We start from the raw sequence: 13,621 nt of genomic DNA, 5'->3' as shown, positions 1-13,621 counted from the left end.
CGGGATCAGCGGACGGCGGGCATCTCGCTGGTGGTGGCGGGAGCCGGGGCGGACCAGGCGTCGGGGTGCGGGCGGCCGGCGTCGGCCGCCCAGACCGGGGTGCGGGTGCCGCTCCCGGAGGTGCGCGTGGCCGTGGCCGGCCGGGCGCTGAGGCTCACGATCACGGCCAGCAGCACGAGCAGACCGACCAGCACACCGCCGATGACCAAGAGCGTGGAGAGCATGTACTCAAGGTAGGGCGCGGACCGTTCCGTGTCACTCGGCAGAACTTCACTGACATGGGCCTCGACAGGCGCACACTTCGCCTGTCGGAGCGGCTCGCGTCCCATGCGTAACAGCGACTATCGCCAGCCGTGCCGCACCGCGCTCCCGAGGCCCGGCGGTTCCTTGGATACGAGCGTCGCTGCCGGGGGTAGGGCGGGCGTTCCGGATGGACGGGAGGGGTCCGGTGGCGGATCTGGCGGAACTGGCGGGCCGGGCGGTGGCCGTGCCCGTGGGCGCCGTGGCGCGCTGGCGGCACGGCCGGGCCGTGCACCCCCGGGGCGCGGTGTTCGACGCGGTGCTGGAGCGGTACGGGGCGACGCCGCCCGTCGAGGTGCCCTGGCTGGACGCGGAGCACAGCGAGCCGGTCGTCGTCCGGTTGTCCCGCGGAGCCGGGCTGCCGGCGCCCCTGCCCGACGTCCTCGGCCTGGCGATCCGCCTCGGAGCGGAGGAGGCGCCGGTGGACCTGCTGCTGTCCAGTGCCGGCCGCGGGCCCTGGTCCCGGCGGGTGCCGATCCCGCGGATCGGCGAGGCCGTCTCCTACGGCTCGATCATGGCCTACTCCACCACGGCCGGGCCGGTGCGGATCACCGCCCGGGCCGAGACGTCGGGGCTGTCCTCCGACCCCGCGCCGGTGGCCGCGGCGGCGGACGCGGGCGCGCTGGTGTTCACCCTGGCCGCCGCCGTCGCGGGCGAGGGCTGGCGACCCTTCGCCCGGCTTCGCAGCACGGGGTCGCGGGGGCCGCTCGACCCGGCCGTGCGCTTCGACGCCGTCCGCAACCCGCCGCCCGGACTGGTCCCGGACGGGCCGCTGGCCCGGTTCCGGGCGCCGGCCTACGCCGCCGCCCGTGTCGCCGGACCCGAGGGCCGGTGACGCGCACGACACGCCAGCTCACCCGATGGAGTCGGTTCCGGGTTCGCTGACGGACGCGTGGGGTAGGACGGTTCAGACCTGCTCAACCACCAGTCAGGCCCGAGGACGTCGAGCGACACCGTCGTGCTGTCGCGATGCTCGACCGCACGAGGAGACGCACCGTCGCGTGAGCCCTGCACAACCCCCGGATACCGGGCTGCCCGGCGTCGTCGGCGCAGGCATCCGGATCGCCACGATCCCGCACCGGGACCCCTACGTCGACGCGGTCGTCCCCGACGGTGTCGAGCGGGTGGCGCGGGACGCCGTCGTCGGCCCGTGGCGCGACGTCGCCTCCCTGGCCGAGCACACCCGCGACGTCGACGTGGTGCACCTGCACGCCGGCTACGGGTACCTCGACGACGCGGTCGTGGAGGCGTGGGCCGAGGAGCTGCAGCGGCTCGGCGTGCCCCTTGTCGTGACGGTGCACCAGCTGAGCGGCCCCGCGGGCTCGGGAGGCCCGCCCGACAGGGCGCTGGCGGCCGTGCTGTCCACGGCGGAGGTGGTGCTGACGCTCACCCCCGGGGCGGCCGACGACATCGCCGAGCGGTACGGCCGGACCGCCATCGTGGTCGCGCACCCGTCCCTCTGCGCCCCGGACCCCGAGCTGGGCGCGGAGCGCGGGCTGGTGGGGATCCGGATCGGCCCGGCCTCCGCGGCGGTGCCCGATCCGGTCGCCCTCGTGCGGGCGGCGCTGTCGGGCGCCGTGTCGGGGGGCGGGCGGCTGCGGGTCCTCGTGGAGGAGGCGGAGGTGCCCGCCCTCGATCCCGCGGTCGTCGAGCTGGCCGCCGACGGGCAGCTGGAGCTCGTGCGGTTCGGTGTCGCGGGCTGGCCCGCCCAGCTGCAGCAGCTGCACGTGGCCGTCCTCCCGGAGCGGTGCGGCACGCACTCCCGGGACCTGGAGATCTGCCGGGACGTCGGCACCCGCGTGGTGGCGCCCAGCTGCGGCTGGTTCGGCCACCAGTGGTCCGACGTCGTCTCCTACGGCAACGACGAGCGGGACGGGTTCGACGCCGTGTCGCTGGCCGGCGCGATCGGTGCCGCCCTGGCCCGTCCGATGCCCCGTCCGGCCGACCGGGCCTGGCGTGCGGAGCAGAGCGCTGCCGTGCGGCAGGTGCACGCCGAGGTCTACGCCCAGGTGGCGGCGGACCGCAGTTGGTCGTAGACGACGCGCGGGGCCGGGAACGGGGACGGGCCCGGCGCGCTGCGCCGGGCCCGCATGTGAGGTGGGCAGGGGCGGGGTCGAACCGCCGACCTCTCACTTTTCAGGCGAGCGCTCGTACCAACTGAGCTACCTGCCCCTCCCGGCGTATCCGCCGGAAAAGCGACCCTGACGGGACTCGAACCCGCGACCTCCGCCGTGACAGGGCGGCGCGCTAACCAACTGCGCTACAGGGCCTTGCTTGTGGTGCTCTGCTCGTGGTGCATCGTGCCCCCAACGGGGTTCGAACCCGTGCTACCGCCTTGAAAGGGCGGCGTCCTGGACCGCTAGACGATGAGGGCTCTCGTTCGCCGGGGGCAGCGAGAACAATACATGCCCCTCGCGCCTCCTCGGACCGGGGGTGCCCCGATGCGAGGGTGGGCCCGTGCGCGCCACCCCTCTGCTCTCCCTTCCCGCCCTGCCCGCGGCCCTGTTCACGGCTCTGGCCCTGCTGGCCGGCTGTGCCGGCGACGGCGGCTCGGGCACGTCCCCGTCGGCGGCCCCGGAGCCGGGCGCCGGCAGCAGCACCGCCGCACCCCGTCCGGAGCCGGACGAGCCGGCGACGCCGTCGGACTTCCCGGCCGACACGGAACCGGACACCGCCGAGCCGTCGCAGGACGCCCGACTGACCGTCAGCGACGTCCGGCTCGGCGCGCAGGAGGGGTTCGACCGCGTGGTGTTCGAGCTCGGTGGCGCGGGCACGCCGGGCTGGGACGTCCGGTACGTGGACGAGCCGACCGCCGACGGCAGCGGCGCCCCGGTGGAGGTTGCGGGCGAATCCGTCCTGCAGGTGCGCATCACCGGCGCCGGGTACCCGTTCGACACCGGCGTCGACGAGTACTCCGGGCCGTCCCTGATGGCGGCGGCCGGCACCGGCGCCGTCACCGAGGTGGTCTTCGGGGCCACCTACGAAGGGGTGACGTCGGCGTTCGTCGGCAGCACGGCTCCCCGCCCGTTCCGGGTGTACCTGGCGGAGGACCCTCCACGCGTCGTGGTGGAGGTCGCCCACACCGGCTGAGCCGGCCAACCGTCAGTTGACGCTGGCGGTGAGCTCCACGGAGTCCTCGGTGATGCCGGAGCAGGCCAGCTGCAGGGGCCCTGCGCTCACGCTCTCGCCCTCGCCGCAGGAGACGCTCGCGCCACCGACGCTCAGCGTGGCGCGGCCGTCCTGGACCCCGCCGAAGGTCAGCGTGGTGTTGAGGATCTCCGCCTGCGCGCCGTCGCCGGTGAGGGTGACGGAGCAGGAGCCTCCCGAGCAGGAGACGTTCTGGGAGGTGAAGGAGCAGCCGGCCAGCAGCAGGCCGCCGGCGAGCAGGCCACCGGCGAGACGGGTGGCACGGGTCGTCGTCGACATGCCCTCAGCCTAGGGTCGGGCGGTCAGCCGGGCGGGGAGGGCAGCGCCGGGGCGACGCCGGCGGCCCCCTCCCCGTCCGGGATCGCCCCGTCGGGGACGGGGGCGTTCGGGATCGCGTCCTCGGGGATCGTGCCGTCCGCGGGGGCCGCACCGTCCCCGGCGGCGTCGGGAAAGCGCGGCAGGATCGTCCGCTCCATGGTCACCTCGGTCTCGCCCAGGCCGCCCAGGGTGATCTCGTCGTAGGCCCGCAGGGCCCCGGTGTCAGGGTCGAGGTACAGCACCGTGCCCGTCAGAGGCTCGGGGAAGTCCCCCTGGAGCCCGCGCAGCCCGGCGCCGCCCGTGGAGCCCTGGACCATCAGCAGCGTGCCGTCGTCGAGCTCGGACACCTTCGGCTCGTGCGTGTGGCCGGCCAGCACCAGCGGGACGGCGCCGTCCAGGGGCGGGGCCTGCTTCGGGTCGTGCACCAGGGCGATCGCGGGCGTCGGGTCCATCGTGTCCACCAGGTCGGCCAGCTGTTGGCCGGAGTTCACCAGCACGTCCTCGCCGACGTCGTCGTCGCCGGTGCTCTTGTCCGGGGTGAACCGCGGGTCCGCGGTGCCGACGATCCGGATGCCGGCGACCGTGGTCGCGGAGCCGTCCAGCACGGTGACGTTGGGCTGGTTGGCGAGCAGGGCCGCGGTGACCGCGGAGTCGTGGTTGCCGCGGATGTAGACGTAGGGCACCTCCAGCGTGCCCACGGAGGTGATCAGCCGGCCCTCCGGCGGGCTGCCCCAGTCGGTGATGTCGCCGGTGTCGAGGACGGCGTCCACGTCGAACCGCTCGGCGACCTGCTCCAGCAGGTCGAAGCCGGCGGGGTTCAGGTGGAGGTCGGAGACGTGCAGCAGCGCGACGGTGTCGTCGTCCCCGCCGGGCGCGGGCAGGGCGGACAGGGTGGCGTAGAGGGTGCCGACGTTGGACACCAGGTCCTCGAGGGAGGCCCGGTAGGCGTCGAACCGCGCGACGATGTCCTCGGCGCTGCCGATCAGGCTGTTGGCGTTGACCAGCAGACCGGTGTACGTCGGCTGGGAGAGCGCCTCCGGACGCCAGGTGGCCGCCCCGATCGCGCCGGTGCCGGCCAGGACCGCCGTGGTCACGCCCAGGGCGATCAGCGGTTCGCGACGGCGGTGGAGCACCGCCCACGAGGTCAGCGCCCCGCCGGCGAGGGCCACGAGCGCGGTCAGCCAGATGAGCCGGACCACGGCGTCCTGCAGGTTCTCCGTCACCCGGTCCACGACGCCGGCGAGTTTCACCGGGTCGCTGGCGAGGGCCGCGGCCCGTTCCTGGTCGACCCGCTCCAGGACGACGTCGAGACGCAGCGGCCCGTCGTACACGTCGACGACCAGTTCGCCGAGGGGCGCCACGGACACCTGGGCGCCGCCGCCGGCGGGCCGGAACGCCAGGGTCGCGTCGAACGGTCCGATCGGTGCCGAGATGCGGGCGAACAGCAGGACGGCGACGAGCGCGCCACCGAGGGCCAGGCCGACGCGGGCGGCCCACAGACCGGTCTTCCGGGCCCGACGCGGCCACGGGGACTCGCGCGGGCTCGGCTCGGTCACCTGACGAGGCTAGCCAGAGACCGGCCGGTCCTCAGCGCGGCTGGCCGCGCGATCAGCCCTCGGCGTGAGCGGGGCGGAAGATCCAGCGCAGCGCGAGGAAGCGCATCAGGCCGATGAACGCGGTGACGGTGGCGACGGTGGCGATCTGCAGCGCGAGGTGCGAGGTCACGGTGAGCGCCTCCAGCAGGCCCAGAGCCGAGCTGGTGGCCAGCAGGCCGAGCACGGTGACGCCACCGGCCTCCCACTGAGCGGTGAACCAGTGCACGCGGTCGTCGGCGCGGAAGGTGAGCCGGCGGTGCATCTCGTTGGCCAGGACCGTGGACACGGCCGTCGCCAGCAGGTGGGCGGTGAGGTAGCCCCCGCCCCGCAGGGCGATGAAGAAGAGCGCGTAGACCGCCGTGGTCGCCGCGCCGACGAGCACGAACCGCATGAATTGGGCGGTGGTGTCGTCCCGGCGGAGTCGCGCCGTGAGCCGGGGCGTGGTGTCCTGCACCCACCGCGCCGTCGCCCGTGACAGGTCGCCGAATGCCTCGGCGGCATGGCCGCGGCGGAGCAGGTACGGGCTGGTCACGGGGGTCCTTCGGCAGTCGGGCGGGTCGTCGAGGTCGAGCAGGGTCAAGGCTCCTCCTCCGGCTAACCCGTGTCACCACCGTTTATGCCGGTCGTCACTGGCACTCACCCGTGTCGTTGCTCACGGTTGCCTGTGGGTCCTCGACCCCGGGACGTGCGTCGAGCGGTGCGGACGCGGGTAGGGGGCGGCCATGAGCCTCATGGGTTTCCTGGACCGCGTCGCGGACGTGTCGGCGTTCGACAAGGCGATCGAGCCGGCGCGGTCGGCCGTGCAGAAGGGGCTGAAGCCCGCGGTCAAGGACCTCCTGCACGGCACCTGGCTGGGCCACCCGCTGCACCCCGTCCTCGTCCAGGTCCCGGTGGGCAGCTGGGTCTCCGCCGGCATCCTCGACGCCGTGCCGCGGTTGCGACCGGCCGCGACGGTCCTGATCGGCACCGGGGTGGCCGCCGCCGTGCCCGCCGCGCTGTCGGGGGCGGCGGACTGGTCGGAGCAGGGCACCGGGGTCCGCCGGCTGGGTGCGCTGCACGCCGTCCTGAACACCGCCGCGCTGGGGCTGTACGTGGGCTCGCTGGTCGCCCGGGGCAAGGGGCGCGACGGCCTCGGCCGGCTGCTGTCCTACGGGGGCCTGGGCCTGGCCGGGGGATCGGCCGCGATCGGCGGGCACATGTCCTACGCCCAGTCCTCGGGCGCCTCCCACGCGGCGACGGCCGTCCGGGCGCTGTCCACCGACTGGATCGACCTGGGGCCGCTGGACGACCTCCCGGAGGGGCGCCCCACCATGCGCTCCGGCAAGGGGGGCAGCATGGCGGTCCCGCTGGCCGTCGTCCGCCGGGGCGGGCGGGTCGACGTCTTCGTGGCGGCCTGCTCGCACCTGTCGGGCCCGCTCGACGAGGGCGTGGTGGAAACGGTGCGCGGCTCGGACTGCCTGGTCTGCCCGTGGCACGGGTCGGCCTTCGACCTGGACGACGGCCAGCCGCGGCGCGGTCCGGCCGCCAACCCGCAGGAGAAGCTCGAGGTCCGCATGGAGGCCGGCCGCGTCATGGCGCGGGTACCCAGCCGGCACCGCTGAGGGAGTGCCGCCGCACGCGCGGCGGACCTAGGCTGCCGGGCCATGCGGCGGGTCCCGGTGCTGGTGGCGCTGGCGCTCGCCCTGGGTGCCTGCTCGACCCCGGGCGCACCGGCGGACGGGGACCGTCGTCCCCCGGCGGCGCCGGAGCTGCCGCCCGTTCCGGGGATCGCGGCCGAGGCGGTGCTGCTGCGCACCGACGAAGCCGTGGGTGGTCGCTTCCAGGTGCGGATCACCGCCACGGGGGACGAGCCCTTCGCCGTGCGCGCCGTGGCGCTGGCCGTGCCGGGCTTCGCCGCGCTACCGCCCACCCCGGTGACGGCGGAGTTCGCGCCGGGCCGGGTGATCGACCTCCCCACCCCGTACGGCCGGCCCGACTGCGGGGTCGCGCCCGAGCCGGCGGCTGCGCTGCTGACCGTCGTCCGGCCCGACGGGCGGGTCGAGGAGCTGACGGTGCCGCTGGCAGGCGCCGTTCCCTCCCGCGTGCACGGGGAGGCGTGCGCGGAGGAGGCGGTGGCGGCGGTGGTGGACGTGGCGGTGACCGACCTGGTGGCGGAGGAGGAGCAGCTCACCGGGCGGCTCACGGTGCGCCGGCGGGGCGGGGAGGGCCCGGTGGCGGTCGAGCGTCGGCCGGAGCGTGCTCGTGGACGTCGCGGTGGAGGAGCTGCCGGTGCGGCTCGGCCCCGACACCGACCGCGGAGCCGTGCCGATCACGTTCCGGCCGGCGACGTGCGACCCGCACGTGCTGGCGGAGACCAAGCAGCCCTACGTGTTCCCCCTCGACGTCGCACTGGGGAAGGACGCGCCGGTGGTCGTCGACCTGCCGGTGGACGACGACCTGCGCGGGGCGCTGGGCGATCTCGTGCGGCGGGTGTGCGCCGGCGGCTGAGCGGGAGGGCCGGGAAGGAGACGGTCCGGGAAAGAAGCCGGCCCGGCTGCCCCGGGGGGAACGGGTCAGCCGGGCCGGGGTCGTACCCGCCGGCGCACAGGGCGCAGGGCGGACGATGCGGCGGACGGGAACGTCAGTGGCGCGTTTCCCGACCGGAACGATGATGACCGTACGTAACCGTCGGTGCGGCCCGCGATCCCCTGAACGGGTGGTCCGGCGGGCGCGCGGGTGACACCCGGCACACAGGGTGTGCGCAGGAGGCCCCGCTGGGCACGGACGGACGATGTTCTTCCTCTTCAGCAGCCGGCTGGGCTGCCTCGGGTCGCTGCTGATCTCCGCGCTGCTCACGCTGGTGCTGCTGCTGGTCCTCGACGTGCTCTGACGCGCGGAGGGGCCGGTCCCCGGCGGGACCGGCCCCTCCGGGCGCTGTGTGCGGAGCGCGGCGTCAGCCGTTGAGCTCCAGGGTCTGCATCGTGTCGGCGCGGACCTGGGCCAGCAGCGCGGTGTCGGTGACCAGCGAGCGGCCGTAGGAGGGGATGGCCTCCTGCAGCAGCGGGCGCCAGGCGTCCACGCGGTCGGGGAAGCAGCGCTCCAGCAGCGTGAGCATCGCCGCGACGGCGGTCGAGGCGCCGGGGGAGGCCCCCAGCAGACCGGCGATGGTGCCGTCGCCGCCCACGATCAGCTCGGTGCCGAACTGCAGGACGCCCTTGCCGGTCTTCGGGTCCTGCTTGATGACCTGCACGCGCTGACCGGCGGTGACCATGTCCCAGTCGTCCTGCTCGGCGGTGGGCACGAAGCCGGTCAGGGTCTTGTGCCGGGCGCCGCGGCTCTGCAGCAGCTCGCCGATGAGGTACTTGGTCAGCGCCAGCTCGGTGCGGCCGACGCCGAGCATCGAGCCGAGGTTGTTGGGCTTGACGCTCTTGGGCAGGTCGAACATCGACCCGGCCTTGAGGAACTTGGGCGAGAAGCCGGCGTAGGGGCCGAACAGCAGCGAGTACTCGCCGTCGATCAGGCGCAGGTCCAGGTGCGGCACCGACATGGGCGGGGCGCCGACAGCGGCCTGGCCGTACACCTTGGCCTGGTGCCGGCTGACCAGCTCGGGCGAGCGGGTGCGCAGGAACAGCCCGCTGACGGGGAACCCGCCGAAGCCGCGGATCTCCGGGATGGCCGCCTTCTGCAGCAGCGGCAGCGCACCGCCGCCGGCACCGACGAAGACGAACCGCGTGCGGACGGAGATCTCCTCGCCGGAGTCGGTGTCGCGGACGGTGACCTTCCACCGGCCGTCGGACTCCTTCTCCAACTCCTGCACGCGCTGGTTGAGGTAGACGTTCACGCCCTTGGGGGCGACGTCGTCGAGCATCAGGCGGGTCAGCGCGCCGAAGTTGACGTCGGTGCCGGCGTCCGAGCGGGTGGCGGCGACGATCTGCTCGGGGTCGCGGCCCTCCATCATCAGCGGCAGCCACTCGGCCATCGTGGCGTGGTCCTCGGTGTACTGGAGGCCCTCGAACAGCGGCTGGGCGGCGAGCGCGGAGTGCCGGGCGCGCATGTAGCTGCGCCCCTTCTCGCCGGTCACGAAGCTGAGGTGCGGGACCGGGGAGATGAAGTCCTTGGGCGACCCGGTCATCCCGTTGCGCACGAGGTGCGACCAGAACTGGCGGGAGACCTGGAACTGCTCGTTGATGGTGGTGGCCTTGGTCGGGTCCACCCGGCCGTTCTCGTCCGCGGGCGTGTAGTTGAGCTCGCAGAGGGCGGCGTGGCCGGTGCCGGCGTTGTTCCAGGGGCCCGAGCTCTCGCCCGCGACGGCGCTACCGGACTCGAAGACGGCGACGCTCCAGTCCGGGGCGACGACCTTCAGCAGCTGGGCCAGGGTCGCGCTCATGATGCCGGCCCCGACGAGTACGACGTCGGGATTCGCGCTGTCGGGAACTGCGCTGCGCTCGGAAGTCACGTCTGCCTCTCTGGCGGTGCTCGGCGGAGCGCTGCGGCGCCCCTGCATCGATGGTCGGCTCACGGGCGCCCTTGCATGTGCCCTGCGGGCTATGAACTCCGTCACCAGTACCCACGTGCGCGTCGCCTCAAGGATGCACCGCCGGATCTTCCGCCTGCCCCGCGGGGCGGTTGCGGAGCCCACCTATCCGGTGACCGGGGACCGCTCCGGTTGGTCCAGTTCCCGGCGGGCGACGGCGAGCAGGGCCTCGCGCACGCGGTCCAGCGCGGTGGAGCGCAGCCGCCACTGCTGCCAGTGCAGGACGACGTCGACCGCTGCCGCCGTATCGAGGACGACGAGCTCCGGCGTCGTCGTGCGGGCCTGCAGGTCGGGCACCATGCCCCAGCCGAGCCCGAGGGCGACGGCGGCGACGTAGTCGGCGGAGGCGGGGACGTAGTGCACCGGCGGGGCGACGTCGTCGCCCGCCTGCGCGTGCAGGTAGCGGTGCTGGAGGTCGTCCTTGCGGTCGAAGACGACGACCGGCGCGGAGGCGAGCGCCTCGGGGCTGGGGCCGGCCGGGAACCACCGCCGGGCGAAGGCCGGGGTGGCCATCGGCCGGTACCGCATGCTGCCCAGGCGGGTGGACGTGCAGCCGGGCACCGGCTCGGCGTCCGCAGTGACCGCCGCCATCACGGTGCCGGCGCGCAAGAGGGCGCTGGTGTGCTCCTGGTCCTCGCGGTGCAGGTCGAGGGCGACCTCGCCGGCCAGCGGGGCCAGGGCGGGGAGCACCCAGGTGGCCATGGAGTCGGCGTTCACCGCGATGGGCAGCGTGGGCACGCGTTCGGGCGCGGCGGGGTCGTCGCCGAGCTCGCGGGCGACGTCGGCGGTCAGCAGGTCGATCTGGCGGGCCAGGCGCAGCACCGCCTGACCGGACTCGGTGAGCCGGACGGGCCTGGACCGGACCAGCAGGATGCGTCCGGTCGCGACCTCCAGGGCGCGCAGCCGCTGGCTGATCGCCGACGGCGTGACGTGCAGCGCCCGGGCGGCCGCCTCCAGGGTGCCGCCGCGGACGGTGGCGTCCAGCGCACGCAGCTGGGCGAGGTCCAGATCCATGAAGCAACGCTAATGTGTCGGAAGAATCATGAGCTGGACCGCGGCTCCGCTGGTTCCTAGCGTCTCCTCGTGCTCACCACCCCGGCGCTGGTCGCCGTCGCCTCCGGGCTCGCGCTCGGCCTCGGGCTGATCGTGGCGATCGGCGCGCAGAACGCGTTCGTGCTGCGGCAGGGGCTGCGGCTGGAGCACGTGGCCGCGGTGGTGGCGGTGTGCGCGATCTCCGACGTCCTGCTCATCGCCGCGGGGGTGCTGGGCGCCGGCGCCGCCCTGACGCGGGTGCCCTGGCTGATCCCGGTGGTCTGCTTCTCCGGAGCGGCGTTCCTGCTGGCCTACGGGCTCTTCGCCGCGCGGCGGGCGATGCGGCCGGGTGCCCTGCTGCCGGACGCCGCCGGCGTGCGGACCGGGCTGATGGCGACCGTGGGCACCTGCCTGGCGCTGACCTGGCTCAACCCGCACGTCTACCTGGACACCGTGGTGCTGCTGGGCTCGATGGCCTCGACCTACGGGGAGCACCGGTGGGAGTTCGCCGCCGGTGCGGCGGTGGGCAGCGTCGTCTGGTTCACCGGCCTGGGCTTCGGCGCGCGCCTGCTGCGCCCGGTGTTCGCCCGGCCGGCGGCCTGGCGGGTGCTGGACGGCGTCATCGCCGTCGTCATGACCGCGCTCGCCGTCTCGCTCGTCGTGCGGGGCGTGGGCGAGCTCTGAGGTCGAGTCGTCGCGGTGGGCCGAGGAGTCGGAGGTCCGGCAGTACCCTTCCCCCGGGTCGCGAGGGCTCCGGACGTCGTCCGGACGGTCGTCCGTGCCCGGGCCTCTAGCTCAATTGGCAGAGCAGCGGACTTTTAATCCGCGGGTTGTGGGTTCGATCCCCACGGGGCCCACCGCGCTGGCCTGCACGTTTACCTATCCCGCGAGTCTCGGCTGGTGGTCGCGCCCACACGGCGCCCACACGCACGTCCGCGGCTGCCCGCGCGGCGGCGTCCATCCGGTCGGCCAACGCGGTCAGGTCGTCGTCGAACAGGCCGGAGTACACGTCCAGCGTCATGGCCGCCGAGGCGTGCCCGAGCATCCGCTGGACGCTCTTGACGGTCGCGCCGCTGGCGACCGCGAGAGAGGCGGCGGTGTGCCGCAGGTCGTGCGGGGTGACGTCGCTCAGCCCGGCCGTCCGGACCGCCGGATCGAAGACAGCCCGACGCCAGTTCCGCAGCCGCAGCACCGTGCCGCTGGCCGTGGCCATCAGCAGGTCGTCGCCCTGCTTGCCCGCGCAGTGGCGGGCCAGGGACTCGGCGAGGGTCGCGGGCAGGGGCACGGTCCGCCGCTGATGGGTCTTCGGTGTGCCGAACTCCAGCCGCCCGCCGACCTCGGTGACCGCTTCGGCGATGGTGAGTCGGCGCCGGAGGAAGTCGATCCGGCGCACCCGCAGGGCGGCCATCTCGCCGAAGCGCAGTCCGGTGTAGGCGAGCAATCGGATGACGTCCCCGTCCTCATTCGCCGCGTCGGCGAGCCGCTCGACCTCGTCATGGGTGAGGAACCGCGGCTCCTGCCGCGTCACTCGTGGCAGGGGTACGCGCTCGGCCGGGTTGCGGGGAATGCGCCCGTCGCGGACGGCGAGGCCCAGGAGGAGTGAGAAGACGCGGTGGGCCTGGCGGACCGTGCCCGGGGCGGACCCCTGCGTCAGTAGCCCAGCCACCCACACGGCGACGTCGGCGTGGGTGACGTCGACGAGCCGGTGCCGACCCCACGACGGCAGCACGTGGGTCCGCAGCAGGTTCCCGTACCGGTAGAGGGTGCTCGGCTTGACCCCGGTCTGCGAGGACAGCCATCGGTCGGCCCAGTCGGCGACGGTGACCCGGCCTCGCTCCGGCGCCGTCCATGTCTGCGTGACCAGAGCCGAGGTCGCCTCGTCGAGCCAGCGCTGGGCGTCGACCTTCCGTGCGAAGCGTCGCTCGTGCTGGCGACCGCCCGGGTCGCGATACCGAGCGCGGTAGCGGGTAGAGCCGTCGCTGAGTGTGATGCGGGTGATCGAGCCGTCCATGAGGACCTCCGTAGCGAGGTATGTGTCTCCAGCGTGCCGGACACCTCTGACAACAGGCGGCCCTCGTCATCCCGGACATGATTATGCCGCTCGCCGCTGAGCGGCATGGTTCCCGCAAACTCCCGTCCTGAATGGGGTGGCTTGGGTCAGGCCTGCCTGGGCGGGACGGCGCGGAGCTGGCGCGGGTCGGCCGGCAGCGTGTTCCAGGTCTCCTCGGTGCGCACGACCGGCATCTCCCGCAGGGTGATCCGTTCCCGGAAGAGCGCGAGCGTCTCACCCAGGCCGGTGGCCGAGGGGGCGAGGACGGCATGCAGCTCGAGCTGGTGGGCGGCGGCGGCGATGCGCTGGCAGGCGGCGTAGTCGTCGACCTCGGACCTCAGGTCGGCAGCGGAGAGTCCCACGGCGGCGAGGTTGTGGGCGTTGGTGAGGTCGAGCACCGCGTCGACATCCACGGTGACGGTGTAGAAGCGGCGCGGCTGCACAAGCTCGACGGGGATGCCGTAGGCCTCGACCAGGTGCCTGTAGGCCTCGGCGGTGACTGACGCCGGTGGACGGCCGAGGTAGATGACGGGAAACGTCTCTCCCCAGCGTCCCTGGTCGCCGCCGGCGAAGGCGTCGCGGTTGACCGCCGCGTGTCGGTAGAAGGTGCCGTGCACGCTGATCGGTGGCACGGCCGCGACGCGTTCGGCCATGGAGCGCTGCACG

13 protein-coding genes, 4 tRNA genes and 1 pseudogene are annotated in these 13,621 nt (G+C 74.2%); 7 read left to right on the top strand and 11 right to left on the bottom strand.

The annotated features are described in order from the left end of the window. Nucleotides 1-5 precede the first annotated feature (5 nt). Nucleotides 6-224 carry a hypothetical protein gene (locus GCU60_RS09780; protein WP_163204646.1) on the bottom strand — a complete coding sequence of 73 codons (219 nt, stop codon included), beginning with the start codon at nt 222-224 and terminating at the stop codon, nt 6-8. A 224-nt stretch (nt 225-448) separates the two neighbouring features. Between GCU60_RS09780 and GCU60_RS09775 the strand changes: the two genes are divergently transcribed. Together GCU60_RS09775 and GCU60_RS09770 are read left to right on the top strand one after the other, a co-directional pair. After that, complete coding sequence (locus GCU60_RS09775) at nt 449-1,135, top strand: phosphodiesterase (RefSeq protein ID WP_345770508.1); 687 nt, start codon at nt 449-451, stop codon at nt 1,133-1,135. 166 nt (nt 1,136-1,301) lie between these two features. Next, nucleotides 1,302-2,336 (top strand): glycosyltransferase, encoded by a 1,035-nt coding sequence (locus GCU60_RS09770; protein WP_345770507.1) that lies wholly within the window; start codon nt 1,302-1,304, stop codon nt 2,334-2,336. A 62-nt stretch (nt 2,337-2,398) separates the two neighbouring features. On the opposite strand, the gene GCU60_RS09765 is transcribed toward GCU60_RS09770, so the two are convergent. The 3 genes from GCU60_RS09765 to GCU60_RS09755 all read right to left on the bottom strand — a co-directional run bounded on the left by GCU60_RS09765 (nt 2,399) and on the right by GCU60_RS09755 (nt 2,674). Further along, nucleotides 2,399-2,472 (bottom strand) — tRNA-Phe (locus GCU60_RS09765). 24 nt (nt 2,473-2,496) lie between these two features. Beyond that, a tRNA-Asp gene (locus tag GCU60_RS09760) sits at nt 2,497-2,570 on the bottom strand. A 31-nt stretch (nt 2,571-2,601) separates the two neighbouring features. After that, a tRNA-Glu gene (locus tag GCU60_RS09755) sits at nt 2,602-2,674 on the bottom strand. 83 nt (nt 2,675-2,757) lie between these two features. On the opposite strand from GCU60_RS09755, the gene GCU60_RS09750 reads away from it, so the two are divergent. Beyond that, the gene (locus GCU60_RS09750) at nt 2,758-3,390 is read left to right on the top strand and encodes an AMIN-like domain-containing (lipo)protein (protein ID WP_204261772.1); all 633 of its coding nucleotides are present in this window, start codon (nt 2,758-2,760) and stop codon (nt 3,388-3,390) included. 12 nt (nt 3,391-3,402) lie between these two features. On the opposite strand, the gene GCU60_RS09745 is transcribed toward GCU60_RS09750, so the two are convergent. The 3 genes from GCU60_RS09745 to GCU60_RS09735 are packed head-to-tail and all read right to left on the bottom strand — an operon-like array spanning nt 3,403 to nt 5,940. After that, the gene (locus tag GCU60_RS09745; protein WP_163204641.1) at nt 3,403-3,726 is read right to left on the bottom strand and encodes a hypothetical protein; all 324 of its coding nucleotides are present in this window, start codon (nt 3,724-3,726) and stop codon (nt 3,403-3,405) included. A 23-nt stretch (nt 3,727-3,749) separates the two neighbouring features. Continuing rightward, nucleotides 3,750-5,321: a metallophosphoesterase gene (locus tag GCU60_RS09740; protein ID WP_163204639.1), complete on the bottom strand. Its 1,572-nt coding sequence runs from the start codon at nt 5,319-5,321 to the stop codon at nt 3,750-3,752. Nucleotides 5,322-5,373: 52 nt separating this feature from the next. Further along, entirely contained in the window at nt 5,374-5,940 is a 567-nt protein-coding gene (locus GCU60_RS09735; RefSeq protein WP_239520844.1) for a GtrA family protein, read from the bottom strand. A gap of 142 nt (nt 5,941-6,082) precedes the next feature. On the opposite strand from GCU60_RS09735, the gene GCU60_RS09730 reads away from it, so the two are divergent. Further along, the gene (locus GCU60_RS09730; protein ID WP_163204637.1) at nt 6,083-6,961 is read left to right on the top strand and encodes a Rieske (2Fe-2S) protein; all 879 of its coding nucleotides are present in this window, start codon (nt 6,083-6,085) and stop codon (nt 6,959-6,961) included. Nucleotides 6,962-7,595: 634 nt separating this feature from the next. Beyond that, a complete protein-coding gene (locus GCU60_RS09725; RefSeq protein ID WP_163204635.1) occupies nt 7,596-7,847 on the top strand; it encodes a hypothetical protein in 252 nt (83 codons plus the stop codon). 445 nt (nt 7,848-8,292) lie between these two features. Here GCU60_RS09725 and mqo read toward each other — a convergent pair whose 3' ends face one another. Together mqo and GCU60_RS09715 are read right to left on the bottom strand one after the other, a co-directional pair. Next, complete coding sequence (gene mqo, locus GCU60_RS09720) at nt 8,293-9,795, bottom strand: malate dehydrogenase (quinone) (protein WP_345770506.1); 1,503 nt, start codon at nt 9,793-9,795, stop codon at nt 8,293-8,295. Between the two features lie 183 nt (nt 9,796-9,978). Then, on the bottom strand, nt 9,979-10,887 hold the full coding sequence (locus GCU60_RS09715; RefSeq protein WP_163204633.1) for a LysR family transcriptional regulator ArgP: 909 nt from the start codon (nt 10,885-10,887) through the stop codon (nt 9,979-9,981). A gap of 69 nt (nt 10,888-10,956) precedes the next feature. Here GCU60_RS09715 and GCU60_RS09710 point away from each other — a divergent pair, with 69 nt between their 5' ends. Together GCU60_RS09710 and GCU60_RS09705 are read left to right on the top strand one after the other, a co-directional pair. Then, complete coding sequence (locus GCU60_RS09710) at nt 10,957-11,589, top strand: LysE family transporter (RefSeq protein WP_163204631.1); 633 nt, start codon at nt 10,957-10,959, stop codon at nt 11,587-11,589. A 100-nt stretch (nt 11,590-11,689) separates the two neighbouring features. After that, nucleotides 11,690-11,762, top strand: a tRNA-Lys gene (locus GCU60_RS09705). Between the two features lie 203 nt (nt 11,763-11,965). Here GCU60_RS09705 and GCU60_RS22075 read toward each other — a convergent pair. Together GCU60_RS22075 and GCU60_RS09690 are read right to left on the bottom strand one after the other, a co-directional pair. After that, nucleotides 11,966-12,916, bottom strand: a pseudogene (locus tag GCU60_RS22075) (tyrosine-type recombinase/integrase); the annotation flags it as partial. A gap of 146 nt (nt 12,917-13,062) precedes the next feature. After that, nucleotides 13,063-13,620, bottom strand: a complete 558-nt coding sequence (locus tag GCU60_RS09690; RefSeq protein ID WP_116450878.1) for an RES domain-containing protein — start codon at nt 13,618-13,620, stop codon at nt 13,063-13,065. Nucleotide 13,621: the final 1 nt, after the last annotated feature.

This window comes from Blastococcus saxobsidens (assembly GCF_010682065.1).
Classification (GTDB): Bacteria; Actinomycetota; Actinomycetes; order Mycobacteriales; family Geodermatophilaceae; genus Blastococcus; species Blastococcus saxobsidens_B.
Note: the sequence above shows the minus strand (reverse complement) of the source record. Positions and strands in the feature narration are given on the sequence as shown.